Source organism: Citrobacter sp. CK180 (assembly GCF_030333655.1).
GTDB classification, from domain to species: domain Bacteria; phylum Pseudomonadota; class Gammaproteobacteria; order Enterobacterales; family Enterobacteriaceae; genus Citrobacter_B; species Citrobacter_B koseri.
The window spans coordinates 62041-86722 of record NZ_JAOWFM010000055.1 but is presented as its reverse complement, the minus strand read 5'-3'; the positions used below and the strand labels follow the sequence as shown (position 1 = coordinate 86722).

At 56.0% G+C, this 24682-nt stretch carries 19 protein-coding genes; 5 read left to right on the top strand and 14 right to left on the bottom strand.

Annotated elements, in window-relative coordinates:
* Nucleotides 1-5: 5 nt before the first annotated feature.
* A complete protein-coding gene (gene malQ / locus OGV50_RS19305) occupies nt 6-2093 on the top strand; it encodes a 4-alpha-glucanotransferase (RefSeq protein WP_200093163.1) in 2088 nt (695 codons plus the stop codon).
* A gap of 131 nt (nt 2094-2224) precedes the next feature.
* Here malQ and gntT read toward each other — a convergent pair whose 3' ends face one another.
* The 3 genes from gntT to gntX form a co-directional block, all read right to left on the bottom strand.
* On the bottom strand, nt 2225-3541 hold the full coding sequence (gntT, locus tag OGV50_RS19300; protein WP_012135522.1) for a gluconate transporter: 1317 nt from the start codon (nt 3539-3541) through the stop codon (nt 2225-2227).
* A 513-nt stretch (nt 3542-4054) separates the two neighbouring features.
* Nucleotides 4055-4630: a Fe-S biogenesis protein NfuA gene (nfuA, locus tag OGV50_RS19295; RefSeq protein WP_012135521.1), complete on the bottom strand. Its 576-nt coding sequence runs from the start codon at nt 4628-4630 to the stop codon at nt 4055-4057.
* Between the two features lie 58 nt (nt 4631-4688).
* Nucleotides 4689-5372 (bottom strand): DNA utilization protein GntX, encoded by a 684-nt coding sequence (gene gntX / locus OGV50_RS19290; protein WP_024131016.1) that lies wholly within the window; start codon nt 5370-5372, stop codon nt 4689-4691.
* Between the two features lie 37 nt (nt 5373-5409).
* On the opposite strand from gntX, the gene bioH reads away from it, so the two are divergent.
* The gene (gene bioH, locus OGV50_RS19285) at nt 5410-6180 is read left to right on the top strand and encodes a pimeloyl-ACP methyl ester esterase BioH (protein WP_047460677.1); all 771 of its coding nucleotides are present in this window, start codon (nt 5410-5412) and stop codon (nt 6178-6180) included.
* An 83-nt stretch (nt 6181-6263) separates the two neighbouring features.
* Here the strand turns inward: bioH and feoC are convergent, their stop codons facing one another.
* From feoC to greB, 5 genes are all read right to left on the bottom strand, one after another.
* Nucleotides 6264-6500, bottom strand: coding sequence for a [Fe-S]-dependent transcriptional repressor FeoC (gene feoC / locus OGV50_RS19280; protein WP_012135518.1), 237 nt, complete (start codon nt 6498-6500; stop codon nt 6264-6266).
* Nucleotides 6501-6511: 11 nt separating this feature from the next.
* Nucleotides 6512-8830, bottom strand: a complete 2319-nt coding sequence (feoB, locus tag OGV50_RS19275; protein WP_286488714.1) for a Fe(2+) transporter permease subunit FeoB — start codon at nt 8828-8830, stop codon at nt 6512-6514.
* Nucleotides 8831-8848: 18 nt separating this feature from the next.
* Nucleotides 8849-9076: a ferrous iron transporter A gene (gene feoA, locus OGV50_RS19270; protein WP_012135516.1), complete on the bottom strand. Its 228-nt coding sequence runs from the start codon at nt 9074-9076 to the stop codon at nt 8849-8851.
* A 425-nt stretch (nt 9077-9501) separates the two neighbouring features.
* Nucleotides 9502-11832: a Tex family protein gene (locus OGV50_RS19265; protein ID WP_200093165.1), complete on the bottom strand. Its 2331-nt coding sequence runs from the start codon at nt 11830-11832 to the stop codon at nt 9502-9504.
* Nucleotides 11833-11929: 97 nt separating this feature from the next.
* Entirely contained in the window at nt 11930-12403 is a 474-nt protein-coding gene (greB, locus tag OGV50_RS19260; protein ID WP_012135514.1) for a transcription elongation factor GreB, read from the bottom strand.
* Between the two features lie 226 nt (nt 12404-12629).
* Between greB and ompR the strand changes: the two genes are divergently transcribed.
* Nucleotides 12630-13349, top strand: coding sequence for an osmolarity response regulator transcription factor OmpR (ompR, locus tag OGV50_RS19255; RefSeq protein WP_001157751.1), 720 nt, complete (start codon nt 12630-12632; stop codon nt 13347-13349).
* Nucleotides 13346-14698, top strand: coding sequence for a two-component system sensor histidine kinase EnvZ (gene envZ / locus OGV50_RS19250; protein WP_200093167.1), 1353 nt, complete (start codon nt 13346-13348; stop codon nt 14696-14698). Before ompR ends, envZ begins: the two co-directional genes overlap by 4 nt.
* Nucleotides 14699-14904: 206 nt before the next feature.
* Here the strand turns inward: envZ and pckA are convergent, their stop codons facing one another.
* From pckA to igaA, 5 genes are all read right to left on the bottom strand, one after another.
* The gene (pckA, locus tag OGV50_RS19245) at nt 14905-16524 is read right to left on the bottom strand and encodes a phosphoenolpyruvate carboxykinase (ATP) (protein WP_012135511.1); all 1620 of its coding nucleotides are present in this window, start codon (nt 16522-16524) and stop codon (nt 14905-14907) included.
* Nucleotides 16525-16941: 417 nt separating this feature from the next.
* On the bottom strand, nt 16942-17820 hold the full coding sequence (gene hslO, locus OGV50_RS19240) for an Hsp33 family molecular chaperone HslO (RefSeq protein ID WP_024131015.1): 879 nt from the start codon (nt 17818-17820) through the stop codon (nt 16942-16944).
* 24 nt (nt 17821-17844) lie between these two features.
* Nucleotides 17845-18246, bottom strand: coding sequence for a ribosome-associated heat shock protein Hsp15 (hslR, locus tag OGV50_RS19235; protein WP_049012025.1), 402 nt, complete (start codon nt 18244-18246; stop codon nt 17845-17847).
* Between the two features lie 10 nt (nt 18247-18256).
* Nucleotides 18257-18925 carry a GMP/IMP nucleotidase gene (gene yrfG / locus OGV50_RS19230; protein ID WP_012135508.1) on the bottom strand — a complete coding sequence of 223 codons (669 nt, stop codon included), beginning with the start codon at nt 18923-18925 and terminating at the stop codon, nt 18257-18259.
* 81 nt (nt 18926-19006) lie between these two features.
* Complete coding sequence (gene igaA, locus OGV50_RS19225; protein ID WP_286488713.1) at nt 19007-21139, bottom strand: intracellular growth attenuator protein IgaA; 2133 nt, start codon at nt 21137-21139, stop codon at nt 19007-19009.
* Nucleotides 21140-21461: 322 nt separating this feature from the next.
* Between igaA and nudE the strand changes: the two genes are divergently transcribed.
* Nucleotides 21462-22022, top strand: coding sequence for an ADP compounds hydrolase NudE (gene nudE, locus OGV50_RS19220; protein WP_012135506.1), 561 nt, complete (start codon nt 21462-21464; stop codon nt 22020-22022).
* Nucleotides 22023-22115: 93 nt separating this feature from the next.
* On the opposite strand, the gene mrcA is transcribed toward nudE, so the two are convergent.
* Nucleotides 22116-24668 (bottom strand): peptidoglycan glycosyltransferase/peptidoglycan DD-transpeptidase MrcA, encoded by a 2553-nt coding sequence (mrcA, locus tag OGV50_RS19215; protein WP_047460696.1) that lies wholly within the window; start codon nt 24666-24668, stop codon nt 22116-22118.
* Nucleotides 24669-24682: the final 14 nt, after the last annotated feature.

Sequence of the window (24682 nt, the reverse complement as noted above, 5' to 3'; positions counted from 1 at the left end):
GCGCCATGGAACGCAAACGTCTGGATAATGCCGCGCTGGCGGCGGGGATCAGCCCCAATTACATCAATGCCCACGGTAAACCGCAGTCGATTGGCGCCGAAACCAAACGGCGTTTGCTTGATGCGATGCACCGCGCCACCGCCGCCACGAAGGTGGCGGTGACGCCAGTGCCGAATGTGATGGTGTATACCGCAGGCAAGAAGATGCCGCTGGCGGTAGAAGGCAGCGGCGATTTTAGCTGGCTGCTGACCACCGAGGAGGGCGTACAGCACAAGGGGCACGCCACCGGCGGCAAAGCCTTTACCCTTCCGGCAAAGCTGCCGGAGGGGTATCACACGCTGACCCTGACTCAGGGCGAACAGCGCACGCACTGCCGGATCATCGTGGCGCCGAAACGCTGCTATGAGCCGCAGGCGCTGCTGACCGGACAGAAGCTATGGGGGGCGTGCGTTCAGCTTTATACCCTGCGTTCGGAAAAAAACTGGGGGATTGGCGACTTTGGCGATCTCCAGTCGATGCTGACGGATGTTGCGAAACGCGGCGGCGCATTTATTGGCCTGAACCCGATTCACGCCCTCTACCCGGCAAACCCGGAGAGCGCCAGCCCGTACAGCCCCTCATCCCGCCGTTGGCTGAATGTCATTTATATCGACGTGAATGCCGTTGACGATTTCCGGTTGAGCAAAGAGGCGCAGGCCTGGTGGAACACGCCGGCGACGCAGCAGACATTGCAGCGCGCACGGGACGCCGAATGGGTTGATTATTCTGCTGTTACCGCGCTGAAAATGACCGCCCTGCGGATGGCATGGAAAGGTTTTGCGCTTCGTGATGATGAACAGATGGCGGCGTTTCGCCACTTTGTCGCCCAGGAAGGCGACAGCCTGTACTGGCAGGCGGCATTTGACGCGCTGCACGCGCATCAGGTGAAGGAAGATGAGTTGCGCTGGGGCTGGCCGGTCTGGCCGGAAGCGTATCAGTCAGTGAACTCGCCGGAAGTGAAACAGTTCTGTGAAGATCACCGCGATGAGGTGGACTTTTACCTCTGGTTACAGTGGCTGGCGTATACCCAGTTTGCCGCCTGTTGGGCGGTATGCCAGGGTTATGATATGCCGATTGGCCTGTATCGCGATCTGGCGGTAGGGGTTGCGGAGGGCGGGGCGGAAACCTGGTGCGACCGTGAGCTGTATTGCCTGAAAGCATCGGTGGGCGCGCCGCCGGATATCCTCGGCCCGCTGGGGCAGAACTGGGGACTGCCGCCGATGGACCCGCATATCATCGCCGCCCGCGCCTATGAGCCGTTTATTGAACTGCTGCGCGCCAATATGCAGAACTGTGGCGCTTTGCGTATCGATCATGTTATGTCGATGCTGCGTCTGTGGTGGATTCCTTACGGTGAAACGGCGGATCACGGGGCGTATGTGCATTACCCGGTGGACGCCCTGCTCTCTATTCTGGCGCTGGAAAGTAAACGTCATCGCTGCATGGTGATTGGCGAAGATCTGGGGACGGTGCCGGTGGAAATCGTGGGTAAACTGCGCGACAGCGGCGTTTACTCGTATAAAGTGCTCTATTTCGAGAATGATCATGAGAAGAACTTCCGCGCGCCGAAAGCGTACCCGGAACAATCAATGGCAGTCGCGACGACGCATGACCTTCCTACGCTGCGTGGCTACTGGGACAGCGGCGACCTGACGCTCGGCAAAACGCTGGGGCTTTACCCGGATGAAGTGATATTGCGTGGGCTGTATCAGGATCGTGAGCTGGCGAAGCAGGGTCTGCTGGACGCGCTGCACAAATACGGCTGCCTGCCGAAACGCGCCGGACATAAGGCGTCGCTGATGTCGATGACGCCGATCCTCAACCGTGGAATGCAGCGTTACATTGCGGACAGCCATAGCGCATTGCTGGGGTTGCAGCCGGAAGACTGGCTGGACATGGCGGAGCCGGTCAATATTCCAGGCACCAGCGACCAGTACAAGAACTGGCGGCGCAAGCTGTCCACGACGCTTGAGAAGATGTTTGCCGATGACAAGGTGAATAAACTGCTTAAGGATTTGGACAAGCGGCGAAAAGCGGCCGCGAAGAAGAAGTAAAAAAAGCCGGGAAATTCCCGGCTTTTTTATGGTGACAACACGTAGGCCCGATAAGCGCTGCGCCATCAGGCGATTCTGGCGCACATTGCCGGATGGCGGCTTTGCCTTATCCGGCCTACAAATCGTCTCGGTTACACCACCATTCCCAGCAGCAGACACCCAATCAGGCCGCAGACGGAGATAATGGTTTCCAGCATTGACCAGGACTTGATGGTTTCGCCGATGGTCAGGTTGAAATACTCTTTGAACAGCCAGAAGCCTGGATCGTTTACGTGAGAGAAAATGACGCTACCGGAACCGACGGCGATAACCATCAGCTCAGGGCTTACGCCCGTCGTCGCAATCAGCGGCGCCACGATACCACCCGCGGTAATTGCGGCCACGGTGGCAGAACCGAGCGCGATACGCAGTACGGCTGCGATGGACCACGCCATGAACAGCGGAGAAACGTTGGTTTCGTTCATCATGGACGCGATGTATTTGTCTACGCCGCTATCAACCAGTACCTGCTTGAATGCGCCGCCGCCGCCGATGATCAGCAGCATCATCGCGATGATTTTGATTGAGGAACCCAGCGTGTCGTTAATCTGATCCATTGAGCGGCCACGGTTCAGACCGAACGTAAACATCGCAATCAGTACCGCAATCAGCGTTGCCATTACCGGGTCGCCAAAGAACTCAGCAACCGGCAGGAAGGCATGACCTTTTGGCAGCACCATTTCTGCAACGGCGCGCATGGCCATTAAAATAACCGGCACCAGAGAAGTCCAGACGCTGACGCCAAAGCCAGGCATCTCTTCTTCAGTAAAGTTTTTTGCGCTGTACAGACCTTCCGGGATCGGCTTATCGATGCCTTTCAGGAAGCGGGCAAATACCGGGCCTGCGAGAATTACGGTCGGGATAGCCAGAATCGTACCGAACAGCAGGGTTTTACCCATATCGGCGTGGAAGATCGTGGCGATAGCGGTCGGGCCCGGGTGCGGAGGCAGGAAGCCGTGGGTAACGGACAGCGCTGCCGCCATCGGTACGCCGACATACAGCAAAGGAATGCTGGCCGCCGCTGCGATGGTGAATACCAGCGGCAGCATCAGCACGAAGCCCACTTCATAGAACAGTGCGAAACCTACCGTAAAGCCGGTTAATACCACTGCCCACTGGATGTGTTTTTTACCAAATTTGGCAATCAGCGTGGTCGCGATGCGCTGTGCGCCGCCGCAGTCTGCCAGCATTTTGCCCAGCATGGCGCCGAAACCCATAATCAGGGCGAGGCTACCAAGAGTACCACCAACACCAGCTTTAATAGAGCCAATGACTTTATCCAGCGGCATTCCTTGCATCAATCCAACAGCAAGTGCCACCAGGACGAGAGCGATGAAACCGTTCATTTTGAAGCGGATCATCAGGAGTAATAACAAAATTACACCGATAGCGACGATGACTAATGGCATGATTTACCTGGCCTTTCATTTGTTATGGGTAACGTCGGTGTGTCGACGAAAAATTGCGCTTGCCCCAACCGGGAACAGAAGCGTAACGGCACCAACACTGATTGACTTTAACACTATCTGGTTTAGTCAGCTGTTATGGGGATGTTTGGTGCCCATATGAATGATACGGGTAACATATAGCGATTGAGAATCACCCTGGCAGGCAAAATTTAAATTATGAGAGGCAGGTCATGTTATCGGAGGGGAAAAGCGGAAGATATCATCACGCCGGATGACGGCGTAAACGCCTTATCCGGCCTACGGGATATACATTGCAGGCCCGGTAAGCGACGCGCCACCGGGCAAAACGCCGGATGGCGGCGTAAATGCCTTATCCGGCCTACGGGATATGCATTGTAGGCCCGGTAAGCGACGCGCCACCGGGCAAAACGCCGGATGGCGGCGTAAACGCCTTATCCGGCCTACGGGATATACATTGTAGGCCCGGTAAGCGACGCGCCACCGGGCAGAATCTTAGTAGTAAGAATGCTCGCCGCGCTGGTGTTCGGTCAGATCGCGAACGCCTTTCAGCTCAGGGAATTCATTCAGTAGCTGCTTCTCGATCCCTTCTTTCAGGGTCACATCGACCATCGAGCAACCGTTACAGCCGCCGCCAAACTGCAAAATGGCGTAGCCTTCGTCGGTGATCTCCATCAGAGAGACGCGACCGCCGTGACCGGCAAGCTGCGGGTTGATCTGCGATTGCAGCATGTACTCCACACGTTCCATCAGCGGCGCATCATCAGCAACCTTACGCATTTTGGCGTTTGGCGCTTTCAGCGTCAACTGAGAACCCAGCTGATCGGTGACGAAATCGATCTCGGCATCTTCCAGATACGGCGCGCTCAGTTCATCAACATAAGCGGTCAGCAGGTCAAATTTCAGGGCAGTGTCGCTTGCTTCCACGGCGTCCGGCGGACAATAAGAAACGCCGCATTCAGCGTTAGGCGTACCGGGATTGATCACAAATACGCGGATTTGTGTCCCTTCTTCCTGATTTGCCAGCAGTTTGGCAAAGTGCGCTTGTGCAGCATCGGAAATATGGATCATAGTAATGGCCTAATAGTTGACTATTTTACTTGGTTATAATACGCCCATCATCGAGGCTCTACAAGGTTCGACACAGGCACCATACCTGGACAGTCGCCGCGCCGTTGCGCAAAAGCAGCTGCGCGATCTCCGCGACGGTACTTCCGGTAGTGACGACATCATCCACAATGACCATATGGAGTCCCTGTACCGGCAATTCAAGGCGAAACGCATTTTTCAGGTTATGTTTGCGCAATCGGGCACTGAGATGGTGCTGAGTGGCGGTGGCGCGAAGGCGCGTGACGCTTCGGCTGTCCCAGCCGCAGCCCAGCCAGCGCGCCAGGGGGCGACACAGCAGATCGCTTTGGTTAAATCCCCTGCGCCAGTGACGGCGCTGCCAGAGCGGCACGCTGACTAAGCGATCCGGTAGTGGAAGCGTCGATGCGCGGTGCGCGTGTAAGACTTCCAGCAACAGCAGGCGTGAAAGGGCGGCGGCGACGTCGCTGCGGCGAGAGAATTTTAGCTGGTGGATAAGTAAACTCAGCGGCGGTACGTAGTCGCTGACCGTCACCAGACGCTGCCACGGCGGGGGTTTTTGCAGACAACGCCCGCAGGGAATGGCGGCGTGCGCAGCGGGTAATCCACACTGCGGGCACAGACTGACGCGGCGACGCGCCGCTCTCGTGCAAACCGAACAAATCCCCCAGTGACTCAACGCCAGCGGCATTCGGCATAGCCAGCATAATCCCGGTACTGTTAGCATATGTTCATCCTTGTTAGCCAAAAGAGAACAGTAACTGATGAATGACATCTGGTGGCAGACTGAAGGTCAGGGAAATTGCCATCTTGTGCTGCTGCACGGATGGGGACTGAATGCGGAAGTGTGGAATTGCATTCGTGAGGAACTCAGCGCGCATTTCACGCTGCATCTTGTCGATTTACCCGGATTTGGCCGCAGCCAGGGTTTTGGCGCGATGTCGCTGGAGCAGATGGCGGAGCATGTGCTGAAACAGGCGCCTGATAAAGCCGTCTGGCTTGGCTGGAGTCTGGGAGGGCTGGTGGCGAGCCAGGTGGCGTTAACCCATCCTGAACGCGTTCAGGCGCTGGTGACCGTCGCATCATCGCCCTGTTTTAGCGCTCGCGAAGCGTGGCCGGGTATTAAGCCGGATATCCTGGCGGGATTTCAACAGCAGCTCAGTGAAGATTTCCAGCGTACGGTGGAACGTTTTCTGGCGCTGCAAACGTTAGGCACCGAAACCGCGCGTCAGGATGCCCGCACGCTGAAAAGTGCCGTGCTGGCGTTGCCGATGCCGGAGGTTGCGGTACTGAACGGTGGGCTGGAGATATTGAAAACGGCCGACCTGCGCGAGCCGCTTAAATCGCTGACCATGCCGTTCCTGCGTCTGTATGGTTATCTGGATGGTCTGGTGCCGCGCAAAGTCGTGCCGATGCTGGATGCCGCATGGCCGGAGAGTGAATCGCAGGTGTTTGCAAAGGCCGCCCATGCGCCGTTTATTTCGCATCCCGGCGAATTTTGTCAGGCGTTGATGGCGTTAAAGCAGAAGATATAATTATTGTCTATGCAGTGCCGGATAGCGGCGTAAACGCCTTATCCGGCCTACAGGTTAGCTACCGTTCGCCATCCGGCAGAACGTTAACGCAACGTCCACCACTCCCGGAGACAGGCTTTTCCTTCCGGGCAGCTTTTGCAGCTACCGGACAGACAGCCGTCGGGATCTTCCTGAATCCGCACGGCCCTGCCCATATTCTCCAGCTGATTCAGCATCGCGTCGATCATCGGCTGCGGCGTATGCAGCGTGCGGCTGATCTGCATTGCCTCCATACGCCCCTGCAAAGCCAGTAAATCACGAACCTGAATAAGTGACGCCATTGTTCTCAACCTTAGTGACAGTTACCGGCAGGGCTTGCGCAGCAGGCGCTGGCCGTTTTACGCGTCGCCAGCAGTTCGATATCCACCCGGCTGCGAGCGCGCCGTAACAGCCCCAGCACCACGATGTTAAACAGGATGACCGCCAGAATGCAGACCAGGCTATAGGTCGGATGCTGGCTAAAGCTTGCAACCTGATAGAACAGGGTAGACAGCGAGTAGGCGATATTCAGCCCCCACAGAATCGAGAAGCTCATCCAGCCGCGGCTGGATTCACGCGCGATAGCCCCCATCACCGAGATGCACGGTACATACAGCAGAACGAAAATCAGATAGCTGTATGCGGCAGCGGCGCTGCCAAACTTCGCGTCCATCACGCCCATCGCCCCGGTCGCCATTTCACCGTCGCCTTTGCTGGCTTCGATTGGGTTAGCCAGTACGCTAAGGCTGAAGGTGTCTTTCAGGCTTTGCCAGGTTTCATCGACCGCGCCCAGCAGCTCGTCGCCGAGATGGAAGTCAGCCGGGTTAAACTCTTCTTCCTGAATATTTTCAGCGGTATAGAGGGTGTTCAGCGTCCCTACCACCACCTCTTTCGCCATTGCGCCGGTGAACAGGCCAACGGTCGCCTGCCAGTTATCTTCATGAACGCCAATCGGTTTAAAGACAGGCGTAATCACGCGGCTGATGGACGCGAGCGCAGAGTCGTTGATGTTATCGACGATTTTTCCGCTCAGGGAGAAGCTGTTAAACGCGCTGAGGAAAATACTGACGATGATGATGACCTTACCGGCACGCAGCACAAAGCCTTTCAGGCGTTGCCAGGTCTGGATCACCAGGCTTTTGATGTGCGGCACATGGTAGACCGGCAGTTCCATCACGAACGGAGAGGCTTCGCCGCGCATAATCGTGTGTTTAAGCATCAGGCCGGTCAGTACCGCCATCACGATACCCAGTACATACAGCGAGAAAACCGCCAGCGCGCCGTTTTGCCCAAAGAACGCGGCGGCAAACACGGCGAAAATCGCCAGACGTGCGCCGCAGGACATAAACGGCGCCATCATAATAGTCATCAGGCGTTCACGCGGCGCGTCCAGGGTACGGGCGCCCATCACGGACGGGACGTTACAGCCAAAGCCGACAATCAGCGGCACGAACGATTTACCCGGCAGCCCTAGTGCCTGCATCAGACGGTCCATAACGAACGCCGCGCGCGCCATGTAGCCGGAGTCCTCTAGGAAAGAGAGAAACAGGTACATCATGCCGATCTGCGGCACCAGCGGCAGAACGGTATTGATACCGCCGCCCAGCCCTTGCGCGAGGAAAATGGTGAGCCAGTCCGGGAAGTGCAGCGTGTAGCCGATCCACTGAATGCCGTGAATAAAGAGCGCCACGGAACCCACGTCGAACAGCGGTTGCAGCGCGCCGCCAATGTTAATGGCGAGCAGGAACATCAGGTACATGACGAACAGGAAAATCGGCAACCCGAGGAAACGGTTCAGGATGACCTTATCTACCGCTGCGGTGAAACGGCTGGGTTTCGCCGTCAGGGTGTTGCTGACCACGTCGCAAATCGCGGCGATGCACTGATAACGCGCATCGGCGATGTGCAGCGCCGGGTCATCCATCTCTTTGCTCAGGCGAGTGAGCGACGCCTCAAGGTTTTGCGCGGCATTACCGGCGTAAACGCGGCTGTAGATATCGCCTTCCAGCATCTGCAAGCCTAGCCAGCGGCGCTGTTGCGCTGGCATATCCGCCGCCATGACATCGGCCAGCGATTCGGCCTCGCGCAGCAACGGCCGGGCATAATGTACCAGCTCAACGTTTTCGTTTTCTTTATAGCGATCGATAGCCAGTTTCAGTGCTTCAATCCCACGGCCGCGTGTGGAAACCAACGGCACAACCGGGCAACCAAGGCGTGCGGACAGCGCGTCGATATCAATGCGAACCTGCTGTTTCTCCGCGATGTCGAGCATGTTGAGCGCCACAATGCAAGGAATGCCCAGCTCAAGCAGTTGCAGCGTCAGGTAGAGGTTGCGCTCAAGGTTAGAGGCATCCACCACGTTGATCAGCAGGTCTGCGTCGCCGCTCAGAATGTAATGGCAGGCGATTTGTTCATCGAGGGAAGTTTGTGACGAAATGGTGGTCAGTGAATAGGTGCCGGGTAAATCGACCAGCGTGACCTGATGGTCGGTTGTTGCGAACTGACCTTCTTTGCGTTCAACGGTAACACCCGCCCAGTTCCCCACACGCTGACGCGCGCCGGTGAGCTGGTTAAATAATGTTGTCTTGCCGGAATTTGGATTACCAATTAAACCAATGGTTAATTTTTTCATTTTTATAGACTCACCGAATTAACAGGAAACCGCTTCCACTTCTAATAACGCCAGATCTTTCTTACGTAATACCAGGCTCACGCGGCGAGTTTCGATATGAATAGGATCGCCTAATGGGGCGACGCGCACTACGTTAAATGAAGAACCTGGCAACATGCCGAGTGAAAGCAGCTTCTGACGGTATGCCGGGCTGATTTCATGGGAAAAGCCGGTAATTTTCCACGCCGTGTCTGGAATGAATTGCATAGGGGGCCTACTTGTTTCTCGCTAACTGGACGTATACCTCATGCGCGCTCAGAAGGCAGCATAAGACCAGATGATTAGCCAACGAAAGAAAGATTAAATAATCAACAAGACAATGATAATGAGAATGGTTTTTATCATCAATGATTAAAATGTGACGGAATGTAGAAATGGATAATAAATTGAGTCAGTTTTGACATGGCTCAACATTTATTCGTCTTAAAAAGAACGTGTTGATTTAAACATTATTCAGCGTTGCTAATGTTTAATTAAGGTTTCATCTGTTAATGAATTGATAATTACCAGTGCTGGCAACAGGCGGGTAATGAATTAAGCAATTTAATTCGTAAGATTTAATTGTTAATTTCAAATATAACGGCCGGATGGCGGTATAGATACCTCATCCGGCCTACAAGCATAAGGCTTGATTAGCGTTTTTTACCCATTGCGGCCGCCAGCGCGTCCATCATGGCGCTGTTGCCCGCAGGTTGCGCGTCACGACCACGCGGCTTCGCCGCTTTTGCCGCCGGGCGGTTGCCCTGGGCGCGATCGTTGCCGCCGCCGCGACGGGCGTTGGTTTCACCCGGCTGCTCGTCCAGACGCATGGTCAGCGCGATGCGCTTACGTTGCAGGTCAACCTCCAGCACTTTCACCTTCACGATGTCGCCCGCTTTCACCACGGTGTGTGGATCTTCGACGAACTTATTCGACAGGGAAGAGATGTGCACCAGACCGTCCTGATGTACGCCAATATCCACAAACGCGCCAAAGTTGGTGACGTTGGTTACGGCGCCTTCCAGAATCATGCCCGGTTGCAGATCGTTCATGGTTTCTACGCCATCAGCAAACTGCGCGGTTTTGAACTCTGGACGCGGGTCGCGGCCCGGTTTTTCCAGCTCTTTGATGATGTCGGTAACGGTTGGCACGCCGAATTTGTCGTCGGTGAAATCCACCGCTTTCAAATTGCGTAGCTCGCTGCTGTTGCCCATCAGCGCTTTCAGCGCCTGTTGGGTGGCGGCAAGAATACGCTCGACCACCGGGTAGGCTTCCGGGTGAACGGTAGAGGCATCCAGCGGGTTATCGCCGTGGTTGATGCGCAGGAAGCCCGCGCACTGTTCAAAGGCTTTCGGCCCCAGACGGCTCACTTTCAGCAACTGCTGGCGGTTCTGGAACTGACCGTTTTCATCACGCCAGGCGACGATATTCTGCGCCATCATGCGCGTTAAGCCTGCCACGCGGGTCAGCAACGGTACGGACGCGGTATTGAGATCGACGCCGACGGCGTTTACGCAGTCTTCCACAACGGCATCCAGCTTACGGGCAAGCTGGGTCTGGCTGACGTCGTGCTGATACTGGCCGACGCCGATGGATTTCGGATCGATTTTCACCAGCTCCGCCAGCGGGTCTTGCAGACGACGGGCGATAGAGACTGCGCCGCGCAGCGAAACGTCCAGATCCGGGAACTCCAGCGCCGCCAGCTCGGAAGCGGAATACACCGATGCTCCGGCTTCGCTGACGATCACTTTCTGCGCCGTCACTTTCGGGAACTGTTTCTGCACGTCGAGGAAGAAGCGCTCGGTTTCGCGCGACGCCGTGCCGTTACCAATCGCCACCAGCTCAACGTTGTGTTTTTCGCACAGCGCGGCAACCGCCACCGCAGCTTTAGCCGCCTGACCGGTATGTGGATAAATGGTGTCGGTGGCGACCAGTTTACCGGTGCCGTCCACTACGGCAACCTTCACGCCGGTACGCAGACCCGGATCGAGACCCATAGTCGCGCGCAGGCCAGCAGGCGCCGCCATCAGCAGATCGTGGAGGTTGCGGGCAAAGACGTTAATGGCTTCATCTTCCGCGCGTTCACGCACGGTGCCCATCAGTTCGGTTTCGAGATGCATCAGGACTTTTATACGCCATGTCCAGCTCACCACGCCTTTGCGCCAGCTATCCGCCGGAGCGTTGTTCAGACGCAGGCCGAGGTGATCCTGGATGATCTGCTCGCAGTGGCTCTCTTTGGGCGGCTCATCGAATTGCGGGTCGGCATTCAGCGACAGTTGCAGCACGCCTTCGTTGCGGCCACGGAACATCGCCAGCGCACGGTGTGAAGGGACGCTGGCGATCGGTTCGTGATGATCGAAATAGTCACGGAATTTCGCCCCTTCCTCCTCTTTGCCGCTTACGACGGTCGCGACCAGATGGGCGTTCTTCCACAGATAATCGCGCACTTTCGCCAGCAGCGCCGCGTCTTCGGCAAAACGCTCCATCAGGATATAGCGCGCGCCATCAAGGGCTGCTTTGGCATCCGCCACGCCGTTGTCAGCGTCGATGTATTTTGCCGCTTCCGTTTCCGGGGGGTGGGAAGGGTCTGTCCACAGCAGATCAGCCAGCGGTTCAAGTCCGGCTTCGATGGCGATTTGCCCGCGCGTGCGACGCTTGGGTTTGTAGGGCAGGTAGAGGTCTTCGAGTTCGGTCTTACTTAACGTGCCGTTGATGGCGTTAGCCAGCTCATCGGTCAGCTTGCCTTGCTCGGAAATGGACTTGAGAATGGCCTGACGTCTGTCTTCCAGTTCACGCAGATATCCCAGACGGGTCTCCAGATTACGCAACTGCGTGTCATCCAGCCCGCCGGTGATCTCCTTACGATAACGTGCGATAAACGGCACGGTGTTCCCTTCGTCAAGCAGGCGAACGGCAGCGTCTACCTGTTCGGCGCGTGCCTGAATTTCACCCGCGATAATGCGGCAGAAAGAATCATTCATCATGGATTTAGTTTCATCTGAGTAAAAAATCAGGGGATAGTTATACGGATTGACTGGCAAAATTGCCAGTCATCAGCGGGGGCTTCGGATTGTTCCGGCGCTATTTTACGTATTCGATCTCATTAACGTACCAGCTGGCCTCGCCGGCGGGCGTGTGTACTACCGCGAGATCGCCCACTTCTTTTTTCAGCAACGCCCGCGCCATAGGCGAGTCGATGGAGATGTAATCCTTACGACCGAAAATTTCATCGTAGCCGACGATGCGAAAGCGGCGGATATCGCCCTCATCGTTTTCGATCTCCACCCACGCGCCGAAGAACACTTTGCCTTCCTGCTGCGGGGAATAATCGACGATTTTCAGGTTTTCCATGCATTTGGTCAGATAACGAACACGACGGTCGATCTCACGCAGGCGCTTTTTATTATACTGATAGTCGGCATTTTCGCTGCGGTCCCCAAGACTCGCAGCCCAGGTCACTTTTTTGGTGACTTCCGGGCGCTCTTCCCGCCAGAGATAATTCAGCTCGTGTTTGAGTTTTTCGTACCCTTCCCGGGTAATCAGGGGCGTTTTCATCTCGTTGATTTACCTTTGACTATTTGGCGATGCGCACAATACGTATTACGTGATCGCCGCAGCAGAATAAATAATGTGTCGCAAGATTAATTGTATACTTAAGCTGCTGTTAAATATGCTTTGTAACAATTTAGCCTGGAATTTATACCAGAATTCGCTGGTGACGAACGTAAGCTTTTTTAAGAATACACACATTCAATTGTTGCGAACCTTTGGGAGTAAAACAATGCAAGAGAATTATAAGATTCTGGTGGTGGATGACGATATGCGCCTGCGCGCGCTACTGGAACGTTATCTGACCGAGCAGGGCTTCCAGGTTCGAAGCGTGGCAAACGCCGAGCAAATGGATCGTCTGCTGACCCGTGAGTCCTTCCATCTTATGGTACTGGACCTCATGCTGCCTGGCGAAGATGGCCTGTCAATTTGCCGCCGTCTGCGCAGCCAGAGCAACCCTATGCCGATCATCATGGTGACGGCGAAGGGCGAAGAAGTGGACCGCATTGTGGGTCTGGAGATCGGTGCTGACGACTACATTCCGAAGCCGTTCAACCCGCGTGAACTGCTGGCGCGTATTCGCGCTGTGCTGCGCCGTCAGGCGAACGAACTGCCGGGCGCGCCTTCGCAGGAAGAAGCGGTAATCGCTTTCGGTAAGTTCAAGCTGAACCTCGGCACCCGCGAAATGTTCCGCGAAGACGAACCGATGCCGCTCACCAGCGGTGAATTTGCGGTACTGAAAGCGCTGGTCAGCCACCCGCGCGAACCGCTCTCCCGCGATAAGCTGATGAACCTGGCGCGCGGTCGTGAATACTCTGCGATGGAACGCTCCATCGACGTGCAGATCTCCCGTCTACGCCGCATGGTGGAAGAAGATCCGGCGCATCCGCGTTACATTCAGACCGTCTGGGGCCTGGGCTACGTCTTTGTACCGGACGGTTCTAAAGCATGAGGCGAATGCGCTTCTCACCGCGAAGTTCATTTGCCCGCACGCTACTGCTCATCGTCACCTTGCTGTTCGTCAGCCTGGTGACGACTTATCTGGTGGTGCTGAACTTTGCGATTCTGCCGAGCCTCCAGCAGTTTAATAAGGTTCTGGCCTACGAAGTTCGTATGCTGATGACCGACAAGCTGCAACTGGAGGACGGCACGCAACTGGTGGTGCCGCCTGCGTTCCGCCGGGAAATCTATCGTGAGCTGGGAATTTCTCTCTATTCCAACGAGGCTGCCGAAGAGGCCGGGCTGCGTTGGGCGCAACACTATGAATTCTTAAGCCATCAGATGGCGCAGCAGCTGGGCGGCCCGACGGAAGTACGCGTTGAGGTCAACAAAAGCTCGCCGGTGGTCTGGCTGAAAACCTGGCTGTCGCCCAATATCTGGGTGCGCGTGCCGCTGACGGAAATCCATCAGGGCGATTTCTCCCCGCTGTTCCGCTATACGCTGGCGATTATGCTGCTGGCGATAGGCGGCGCATGGTTGTTTATTCGTATCCAGAACCGACCGCTGGTCGATCTTGAACATGCCGCGTTGCAGGTGGGGAAAGGCATGATTCCACCGCCGCTGCGCGAGTATGGCGCGTCGGAGGTGCGCTCTGTAACCCGCGCCTTCAACCATATGGCGGCGGGCGTGAAGCAACTGGCTGATGACCGTACCTTGCTGATGGCGGGCGTGAGCCACGATTTGCGCACACCGTTGACGCGTATCCGCCTGGCTACCGAAATGATGGGTGAAGAGGACGGCTATCTCGCGGAGTCCATTAATAAGGACATAGAAGAGTGCAACGCCATTATCGAACAATTCATCGATTACCTGCGTACCGGTCAGGAAATGCCAATGGAGATGGCCGATCTGAATGCCGTGTTGGGTGAGGTTATTGCGGCGGAAAGCGGCTACGAGCGGGAAATTGATACCGCGCTGCAACCGGGCAGTATTCAGGTGAAAATGCATCCGTTGTCGATTAAACGCGCGATCGCCAATATGGTGGTCAATGCCGCCCGTTATGGCAATGGCTGGATCAAGGTCAGCAGCGGTACGGAACCGCATCGCGCCTGGTTCCAGGTTGAGGACGATGGGCCGGGCATTAAGCCGGAACAGCGTAAGCACCTGTTCCAGCCGTTTGTGCGTGGCGACAGCGCGCGCAGCACCAGCGGCACCGGGTTGGGTCTGGCGATTGTGCAGCGTATTGTGGATAACCATAACGGTATGCTGGAGATTGGCTCCAGTGAGCGCGGTGGGCTTTCTATTCGCGCCTGGCTGCCGATTCCGGTCGCTCGCGTACCGGGTTCGACGAAAGACGTATAAGAAAAGGGAGGCGAAATGCCTCCCTTTTTGTTTCTCAGCGCCCGGTGGCGCTACGCTTACCGGGCCTACAATAACGTATGCTCCGTAGGCCGGATAAGGCGCAGCCGCCATCCGGCATTGCGCCCGGTGGCGCTACGCTTACCGGGCCTACAACAGCGTGTGCTCTGTAGGCCGGATAAGGCGCAGCCGCCATCCGGCGTGTTTTTTTACAGCTTCGGCCCGGCGCTGACCAGCGCTTCACCGGCTGGGGTATCGGTGTATTTCTCGAAATTCTCGACAAACAGTTTCGCCAGCGCGGTGGCTTTTTCCTGCCACTGTTCCGGTGACGCGTAGGTGTTACGCGGGTCAAGAATACGAGTCTCTACGCCCGGCAGCTCGGTCGGGATCGCCAGGTCAAACATCGGCAGATTAAAGGTTTCCGCATTATCCAGAGAGCCGTTCAGGATGGCGTCGATAATCGCGCGCGTATCTTTGATGGAGATACGTTTGCCCGTGCCGTTCCAGCCGGTGTTTACCAGATACGCCTGCGCGCCGGATGCCTGCATGCGTTTGACCAGCACTTCAGCGTACTGCGTCGGGTGCAGCGACAGGAACGCCGCGCCGAAGCAGGCAGAGAAGGTTGGCGTCGGTTCGGTAACGCCGCGCTCAGTACCGGCCAGTTTAGCGGTAAAGCCAGACAGGAAGTGGTACTGCGTCTGGTCAGCCGTCAGGCGAGAAACCGGCGGCAGCACGCCGAAAGCGTCGGCAGTCAGGAAGATGACTTTGGTTGCATGACCCGCTTTTGATACTGGCTTAACGATGTTATCGATGTGATAAATCGGGTAGGAGACGCGGGTGTTCTCGGTTTTGGAACCATCGTCGAAATCGATGGAGCCATCTTCGCGAACGGTGACGTTTTCCAGCAGCGCATCGCGACGGATAGCGTTGTAGATTTCCGGTTCGGCTTCTTTAGACAGCTTGATGGTTTTCGCGTAGCAGCCGCCTTCAAAGTTAAACACACCGTCGTCATCCCAGCCGTGTTCGTCATCGCCGATCAGACGGCGTTTCGGGTCGGTGGAGAGGGTGGTTTTCCCGGTGCCGGAAAGCCCGAAGAAGACCGCGACGTCGCCTTTCTCACCCACGTTGGCGGAGCAGTGCATGGAAGCAATGCCTTTCAGCGGCAGCAGGTAGTTCATGACGGAGAACATCCCTTTTTTCATTTCGCCGCCGTACCAGGTGCCGCCAATTAACTGAATGCGTTCAGTCAGGTTGAAGGCCACGAAGTTTTCAGAGTTCAGCCCCTGTTCCTTCCACTGCGGGTTGGTGCATTTCGCGCCGTTCATCACGATAAAATCTGGTTTGAAATCCACCAGTTCTTCGTCCGCAGGACGGATGAACATGTTTTTGACAAAATGCGCCTGCCAGGCGACTTCCGTGATGAAGCGAACGGAGAGACGGGTATCCGCGTTAGCGCCGCAGAAGGCGTCAACGATGAACAGGCGTTTGCCGGAGAGTTGCTGAGTTACCAGCCCTTTCAGGTGCTGCCAGGTTTCCTGGGACAGCGGTTTGTTGTCGTTCTTGCCTTTGCCTTTGTCGGACCACCAGAGCGTGTCACGCGTGGTGTCGTCACGGACAATGTATTTATCCTTCGGCGAACGTCCGGTAAAGATACCAGTATCAACGGCAACGGCGCCCAGATTCGTTAATACGCCGCGCTCGTAACCTTCCAGAGTAGGATCGAGTTCCTCCTGGTACAGCAGGTCGTAGCTGGGGTTGTAAACGATATCCTGAACGTCATTGATACCATAAGCCTTGAGATCTTGCGGGGTTAAGCTGTTAACGCGCATGTCACTACTCCTTAGCCAATATGTATTACCTGAAATTGTAGGGTTTTTTAGGGTTTGTTAACCGCGACGAGGCTCATAGATTTACGTATCTGGACAAAATCACGATTGACCGAAAACGCTGTGACTCCTGTCACGAAGCGGCGCTTATTATGGCAGAGAACCCTTTTTTGTTGTGGAAAATGTTCTTAAAACGTTAAAAATGAGTGTATTCTGCGGGAATGTTGTGAGTGTAATCGCATTCATGTAAGAAATTTACGAAACCCTTACATATAAAATATCGATTCACCACGAAGGAAAAAATGAACAAAAAGTGCGGAATTTTGCGGAGCAGGCCGGATGACGACGCGGATGCGTCTTATCCGACCTGTAAATGAGTAAGCCTGATGAGCGATTCGCCATCAGGCTTTTTACCGGTGATTAATGCACCTGCGGGTCGGCAGGGGAGGCATTGTTGCGGATTTCCGCAATGTCCATCGCGTTGAACAGATAGTGGCTGCCGCAGTAATCGCAGTGCATATCGATCTCGCCTTCTTCCGCCAGGATGCTGTCCACTTCTTCATCCGGTAGCGTTTTCAGCGCGCCCGCACAGCGTTCACGAGAACAGGTACACTTGAACTCAACATCCTGCGGGTCGTAGAGCGTGACCTCTTCTTCATGGTACAAACGCCACAACACATCGTTAGCCGGAAGGGTCAGCAACTCTTCGGTTTTGATGGTTCCGGTCAGCGTCGCCAGGTGATCGAAGTCGTCCGCCTGCGCGTTCTGCGCGGGCATTACCTGTAGCAGCATTCCGCCCGCCGCCGGTTTGCCTTCCACCTCGCCAGTGCGGATGAACAGGCGTGTCGGCAGCTGTTCGGAACGCAGGAAGTAATCTTCCAGGCACGCCGCCAGCGTGTCGCCTTCCAGACCGACCACGCCCTGATAACGCTCGCCTTCTTCCGGCGTAATGGTGATCACCAGATAGCCGTTGCCCACCAGCGTTTTCAGATCCGCGTTTTCCGGCACTTCGCCCTGTACGCGAGCGACGCCGCGCATCTGCTGGTTGTTATTGCCGTTGATCACCGCCAGGCTCAGCGGGCCGTCGCCCTGTAGCTGCACGGTAATGTCACCGGCAAATTTCAGCGTGGCGGTCAGCAGGCTGGTGGCGACCAGCAGCTCGGCCAGCACGGTTTTTACCGGCTGCGGATAGGCGTGGTTTTCGAGGATCTGTTGCAGGGTTTCCGATACGGTCACCAGTTCGCCGCGCACGGCAAAGTTTTCAAACAGATAACGATGTAATTGGTCATGTTGCGGCATAATCATCTCTCTTGCGGGTGACAGTCACTCACTGTCGCCGTGTTTAAATCGTAACAGGTCGCGGCGCTCTTTTTTATCCGGTCGCCTGTCCGGGTGCGGCATGGTTAATGCGTTAAGTTTGCGTGCCTGCGCCATTTTTTCGCGTTTTTCCACGCTCTCCGCTGTTTCTTCATACAGCGTAACGGCTTCGCTTGCCGGACGGCGTTGCTCGGTAATGCCTTTAATGATTACCGTCCGCTCGTCGTTGCCCTGGCGCAGGGTCAGCGTCGCATTCAGCTCGACAATCTTGCCCGGCTTGCTGCGCTGCCCGTTATAGTGCACCTTACCGCCTTCAACCATTTCGCGGGCCAATGCACGGGTTTTATAAAAGCGTGCGGCCCACAGCCATTTATCCAGTCGGACCTCAACAGAGGGCTTTTCTTTCATGGCGTCTCCTTCACATCAGTGAGGGGATCAGTCGGCGGTAATCATTCAACGACGGATGGCGTGCATACTGCTTTTCCGCAATGCCGGAGTCGGGATTGGTCACGCCGAGGCAGTAACGAATGCCGAATTGGGCGGCGGCGTCGAGAATCGGTTCGCTGTCGTCGATAAACAGCGTTTTCTCTGCGCTTATTCCCGTTTCTTCAGCCACTGCGTGCCATAACCGCTGATCCTCTTTGGGATAACCAAATGTGTGGGTGGAAAGTAATAAATCAAGGTGTGATGCCAGACCGGTATGTTCCAGCTTCACCGCCAGGTTATGCGGGTGCGCGTTGGTCAGCAGAATGCGGCGTTTACCGCGGGCTTTTAACGCATCCAGAAACGGCACGGTATCTTCGCGCAGCACGGCGCGCGGCCCCTGTGCCGTCGTCATGGCGCAAATGTCCAGACCCAGCCGCTCGCTCCAGTAATCAAGACAGTACCAGTTTAGCGTATGCTGCACGGCATGATACTGCTGGCGAATATAGTCCTGGGCTTCCTGTGCAGTGATTCCCTGCTGTGCGCCATAGGTTTCCGGCACCAGTTTCTGCCAGAAATAGTTATCGAATGCCAGATCGAGCAGCGTGCCGTCCATGTCCAGCAAAACGGTATCGACGTCCTGCCAGGCAATATCAATATGCATGGGAATTCTCCAGATGAGATTGCCGCCAAATCCTGGCGGCTTTTGCCGGATATGCGCTACAGGGTAGCATATCGTGAGCTGTCAGATGAGGCTTTCCGGGGAGGCGATCAGCTTTGGATTCAGGCAGTTTTCATAATATTCCTGAATTTCCGCCATACGGGTGCGGTTACGCTGATAACGTCTGAACGCCTGAATGCCGTTGTAAGCGGCGCAGCCCAGCATGGTGAGCATCAGCAACGTCGTGCCAAGGTAGCGCCATAAACCGGAACGATCCGGGATGCGGTGCAGGCCGATGTACTGCGTGCCGTTGGCGTCGGTGTAGACACGGGTGACGATCCCTTCGGCGCTAAACGGTGTTTGCATTAACATCTGCGCCAGGCGCTGGAATGCGCCCCACTGTTCCTGCGCGGGGTAATCGTACAGGGACATCGACGGCCACGGCTGATCAACCAGATCGCTGCCTTCATCGCTGATAATCAGGAAGCCGCCCGGCGCGGGGCTGTTAAGCGCCTGTGCGGCGCGCGCGGTTTCACGGGAGATAAACGGCGCGGTTGAGGTCGTCACCAGGTTATCGAGCGACTCCGCGCTGACAGGGCGCAGCAGAACGTTCACGCCGTCAAGTTTGCCCGCATTCGCGCGTTTGACCAGCGCGGCCCAGTTTTTGCTGTTGCCGAGGTTCACCAGCGCGTTTTTCAGGCGCACGCATTCGTCTTCGGCGGCGCACAGATCGGCGGTCTTTAATACGATGTCGCCGAAATCATCCAGCAATACCATCCCGGACTTTTGAATCGCCGAACGTAGCGACGCGCTAACGCGGGAGTCATCTTCCGGCTTCGGGTGCAGCTGGCGGTTGATGGCCTGGGTCAGCGCTGTGGCTTTGTTGACGAGATCGGACTCGGGCAGCGGCAGCGTCCGCGCGTCATTCCAGATGATTTGCGAGCAATCAAACGGCATAAAAGGGGAGTTCGGCTGCGCAGTCCAGCTACCAGACTGATGGATATTACACATGCCTTTGCCGCTCAGATGCAGCGTATCGCCCACGCGAACTCCGGCGTCGTGGAGCTGTTTAACGCTGGTGGCCTCAATGGTTTGCGCGCCTTTCATCCACGACAAAGTGAATTTGATCGGCATATCCAGCGGGATCCAAAAGAGCAGCATAAACAGCACCAGCAGCGATCCGCCCGCAATAACGGCGCTACGCAGCCAGTGTTGCAACGGGAAATTTTTCACCTCGTCATGCAGGGAGAGAAAACGCCCTTGCCGCGCGACGTGGCGATCCAGATAGATATCAATATCCGTTTGCTGCCCGAGATCCTGTGCGATATAGGGTTGCCAGTGGGCAGGGTAAATCAGGTCAATAATCCCCAGCGAAATATTGTTGATCTGCTCCTGATCGTTTTCGCCAAACAGCCCCCAGCGACGCGGGGTTCCCCGCAGGCAGTGAATCTCCCGCAGCGAGGTTTTAGATGGCGGAGCGAACAGCCCCCAGAGACCTGCGGCGAGCAGCAGAATTGCGCCGCCCGCAATCCACGGCACGAAGACATCCGGCGTAATTAAGCAACAGAAGAACAGCAGGAATGAGGCCACAATCAGCGATGCTTCGCGCAGCCCCGCGGGGCGGCTGAGCGCATACTCTTCGTGAGTTTCCTGACGAATGTTCAGTAGTTCAATTTGCTCGCTCTCTTCGCCACGAATCGACGCCTGGGTGGAGGAGGTATGCTGTAGCGCATAGCCGCGCGTCTCCTGCATGTACTCCTGCAACGTGTGGCCGTTAAGCGAGATGACTAAAGGAAGCGTATCGGTATGGATCAGCTCAACGTTATTTTCGTCATTGATGTACTGTTCCCAGAACGGCGGCAAATGAACCTCAACGGAATCAAGGTAATATCGCCATTTATTGGGATCGTCGGTCGTAATGCCGTAACGCGTAATGGAATGGGTCAGAATAATGACGTTATTACTCTGGGCATTCAGCGTTAACGACACGGGAGCGGTGCTGGCGCCTGTCGGCCCCGGCACCTGCTGAATCTGGCTGAGGTTGTCGAGATAGTTTTCAACCGCACTGCGCTCTTCCGGCGTTAGCTTGCGCGTCGCGGCGTCTGAAAAGGCGCTGATCCAAGGCAGATTCTGCCGCCTGGCTCTTACTCTGAGTAGCCATCCTGCCAGTAGAGAGCAGGCCAGCAAAGCAGCTAAGAAAATCAAAATGGTGCTCATGCTTTCCCCATCTTACTAAGTCTGTCAGGCGTGGTCAGTCGCACCCTGTCGAATAAATGTGATGCTGTGGTTGGCTATCGGCAAGCGTGGAGTTGAACTTGAGCATTTTTACGCGCATCCCAGTGAACGCGGATCATAGCAAACCCACCAAAAGCGGAATATCAGCAAATTCCTGGAGTTATTTCAACCTATTGACTTTTAATTTTAAATGGGAATTAATTTTTGCTACGTTACATAAATGTAAATAAACGGCAATTCACATTGCCGAAACCGTGCTGTATATCGCACAATGACACCAGATTTCACTGCATAGATTCTCACGATGAGCAAATCATTACAAAAACCCACCATTTTGAAAGTTGAAACTGTCGCGAAATCCCGGCTGTTTAACGTCGAAAGTGTGGATCTCGAATTCAGCAACGGCGTGCGCCGCGTCTATGAGCGTATGCGTCCGTCCACTCGTGAAGCGGTAATGATTGTGCCGATCGTAGATGATCACCTGATTCTGATCCGTGAATATGCCGTGGGCACGGAGTCTTATGAGCTGGGGTTCTCCAAAGGGTTGATCGACCCTGGCGAAACCGTTTTTGAAGCGGCGAACCGGGAACTGAAAGAAGAAGTTGGGTTTGGCGCGAACGATCTGACGTTCCTCAAAAAGCTCAGCATGGCGCCGTCCTATTTTTCCAGCAAAATGAACATTGTGATAGCGGAAGACCTCTATCCTGAATCACTGGAAGGCGACGAGCCGGAACCGCTGCCGCAGGTGCGCTGGCCGCTGACGCATTTAATGGATCTGCTGGAAGAACCGGATTTCAGTGAAGCGCGAAACGTCAGCGCGCTGTTCCTGGTCCGTGAGTGGCTGAAGGGGCAGGGGCGGTTGTAATTTATATTGCCGGATGGCGGCTGACGTTTTACCTGGCCTACAACAAAACGTAGGCCGGATAAGACGTCTCAGGCGTCGCCATCCGGCAAAAGATCAAAACAGTTCGTGTGTCTCACCGTTATCGATAATGGTGGTGCCCACCTCATGCACCGCCTGCTGCGTTGGCTGAGTGCCTTCGATAAAGTATTCCGCGCGGCTGTTACCGCCGTTTGCCAGTTGCCCGGTGCTTCTGTCGATATTGATCGTCACAATGCCCGGAGGCGGCGTCAGCGGCTCTTCAGGAACCCCTTCCAGCACGGCTTTCATGTAAGCATCCCATGCGGGTTGCGCACTTTTCGCGCCGCCTTCATAACCAGAAATCTGGTCTTTGATCGCCCCGGACGCGGTAGTGCGCCCCAGATCGCGACGGTGATCGTCAAAGCCGATCCACACGGAAGTCACCACGCCCGGGCCGTAACCGGAGAACCAGGCATCTTTCGAGCTGTTGGTGGTTCCGGTTTTTCCGCCGATATCATGACGTTGCAGGTCGCGACCCGCGCGCCAGCCGGTGCCCATCCATCCGGGTTCGCCGAAGATGTTGCTGTTCAGCGCGCTCTTAATCAGGAAGGCCAGCGGCGTGTTAATCACATGCGGAGCATATTCCTGCATTCCGCTTTGCGCCACTAACGCCTGGTTAGCCTGCTCCAGTTTTGGCATTGGCACGGTGGCGTTTTGCTGCTCCTGAGAGATGGCGACATCTTCAACGTTATTGTTTTCCAGCACGTTGGATTTCTGGGTATCACCGTAAATGACCGGGATATCGCAATCCGGGCAGGCGATTTTCGGCTTCGCTTCGAAGATCACGCCGCCTTGGTCGGTCTCTATCTTGCTGATGAAATACGGGTCTACCAGGAAGCCGCCGTTAGACATTACCGCATAACCGCGCGCCACCTGCATCGGGGTGAAGGACGCGGAGCCCAGCGCCAGCGATTCGGTATGCACGATGTTCTGCGCCGGGAAACCGAAGCGTTGCAGATACTCTGCGGCGTAATCCACGCCCATCGCGCGCATCGCCCGCACCATCACCACGTTTTTCGACTGACCCAGACCCTGACGTAAGCGGATTGGCCCGGCATACTGCGGCGGGGAGTTTTTCGGCCGCCAGTCGGAACCGGCGCCAGCATCCCAGCGGGAAATCGGCACGTCGTTCAGCATACTCGCCAGCGTCAGACCTTTATCCATCGCGGCGGTATAGAGGAACGGTTTGATGTTCGACCCGACCTGACGCAGCGCCTGCGTGGCGCGGTTGAATTTACTCTGGTTAAAGTCAAAACCGCCGACCAGCGCCAGAACCGCGCCGTTTTGCGGGTTGATGGAAACCAGCGCCGAGTTCACATCCGGGACTTGCGCCAGCCACCAGGCATCACCCATCTGGCGAACCCAGATTTGTTGGCCTGTCTGTACGGCGTCGGTCACTTTACGCGGCGTCGGGCCCTGTTGGGTATCCGAACGGTAAGGGCGCGCCCAGCGAACGCCTTCCATCCGCAGCGACACGGAGGTGCCATCAGCGAGCATCGCGGTGGCTTCCTGCGGATTCGCGCCGGTAATGACGGCGGGCAGCAACGGCCCGTAGGTTGGCAGGGCTTTCAGCGTGTCGGTGATTTTTTTGTTGTCCCAGGCGGTTTCGCCTACTTTCCACAGCACGTTCGACGGGCCGCGATAGCCGTGGCGCATGTCGTAGTCCAGCACGTTGTTACGCACGGCTTGCTGCGCCGCCTGCTGTACTTTGCGGGTGATTGTGGTGTAAATGCGATACCCGTCTTCATAGGCGCTTTCGCCATAACGGCTGTACATTTCCTGGCGCACCATTTCCGACAGATACGGCGCTGAGAACGCGATTTCCGGCGCATGGTAATTGGCGTCAATCGCTTCGCCGCGCGCCTGATCGTACTGCGCCTGGGTGATGTAGCCTTCGCTCAACATACGAGACAGCACCACGTTACGACGCGCCGTCGCCCGATCCATCGAGTAGAGCGGGTTAAATGTGGAAGGGGCTTTCGGCAGACCGGCAATCACCGCCATTTCGCTCAGGGTGAGCTGATCGACCGTCTTACCGAAATAGACCTGCGCCGCCGCGCCGACGCCGTAGGCACGGTAGCCGAGGTAGATCTTGTTCAGGTAAAGTTCGAGGATCTCATCTTTGCTCAGCATCTGCTCAATGCGGATTGCCAGGAACGCTTCCTTAATTTTACGCATCAGCGTGCGTTCCGGGCTCAGGAAGAAGTTTCTCGCCAGCTGCTGGGTGATGGTACTTGCCCCCTGTGAGGCATGGCCTGAGAACAGCGCGACGCTGGCCGCACGGAAGATCCCTACCGGATCGACGCCATGATGCTCGTAAAAGCGGCTGTCTTCCGTAGCGATAAAGGCTTTAACCATTTCCGGCGGCATCTGGTCAAGCGTGACCGGGATACGACGTTTTTCGCCATACTGCGCGATCAGCTCGCCATCCGCGCTGTAAACCTGCATCGGAATCTGCAAACGCACGTCTTTTAAGGTCGCGACGTCAGGTAGTTGCGGCTCGATATAGCGGTAGAGGCCATAAATCGAGCCTGCTCCCAGCAGGATGCAACATACTGCAAGGATCAATAAATACTTTACGAACTTCACTGGAGATTTCCCAT

Coding starts and splice junctions, on each gene's coding strand:
- malQ (WP_200093163.1), top strand. CDS start 6: ATGGAACGCAAACGTCTGGATAATGCCGCGCTGGCGGCGGGGATCAGC.
- gntT (WP_012135522.1), bottom strand. CDS start 3,541: ATGCCATTAGTCATCGTCGCTATCGGTGTAATTTTGTTATTACTCCTG.
- nfuA (WP_012135521.1), bottom strand. CDS start 4,630: ATGATCCATATTTCCGATGCTGCACAAGCGCACTTTGCCAAACTGCTG.
- gntX (WP_024131016.1), bottom strand. CDS start 5,372: ATGCTAACAGTACCGGGATTATGCTGGCTATGCCGAATGCCGCTGGCG.
- bioH (WP_047460677.1), top strand. CDS start 5,410: ATGAATGACATCTGGTGGCAGACTGAAGGTCAGGGAAATTGCCATCTT.
- feoC (WP_012135518.1), bottom strand. CDS start 6,500: ATGGCGTCACTTATTCAGGTTCGTGATTTACTGGCTTTGCAGGGGCGT.
- feoB (WP_286488714.1), bottom strand. CDS start 8,830: ATGAAAAAATTAACCATTGGTTTAATTGGTAATCCAAATTCCGGCAAG.
- feoA (WP_012135516.1), bottom strand. CDS start 9,076: ATGCAATTCATTCCAGACACGGCGTGGAAAATTACCGGCTTTTCCCAT.
- OGV50_RS19265 (WP_200093165.1), bottom strand. CDS start 11,832: ATGATGAATGATTCTTTCTGCCGCATTATCGCGGGTGAAATTCAGGCA.
- greB (WP_012135514.1), bottom strand. CDS start 12,403: ATGAAAACGCCCCTGATTACCCGGGAAGGGTACGAAAAACTCAAACAC.
- ompR (WP_001157751.1), top strand. CDS start 12,630: ATGCAAGAGAATTATAAGATTCTGGTGGTGGATGACGATATGCGCCTG.
- envZ (WP_200093167.1), top strand. CDS start 13,346: ATGAGGCGAATGCGCTTCTCACCGCGAAGTTCATTTGCCCGCACGCTA.
- pckA (WP_012135511.1), bottom strand. CDS start 16,524: ATGCGCGTTAACAGCTTAACCCCGCAAGATCTCAAGGCTTATGGTATC.
- hslO (WP_024131015.1), bottom strand. CDS start 17,820: ATGCCGCAACATGACCAATTACATCGTTATCTGTTTGAAAACTTTGCC.
- hslR (WP_049012025.1), bottom strand. CDS start 18,246: ATGAAAGAAAAGCCCTCTGTTGAGGTCCGACTGGATAAATGGCTGTGG.
- yrfG (WP_012135508.1), bottom strand. CDS start 18,925: ATGCATATTGATATTGCCTGGCAGGACGTCGATACCGTTTTGCTGGAC.
- igaA (WP_286488713.1), bottom strand. CDS start 21,139: ATGAGCACCATTTTGATTTTCTTAGCTGCTTTGCTGGCCTGCTCTCTA.
- nudE (WP_012135506.1), top strand. CDS start 21,462: ATGAGCAAATCATTACAAAAACCCACCATTTTGAAAGTTGAAACTGTC.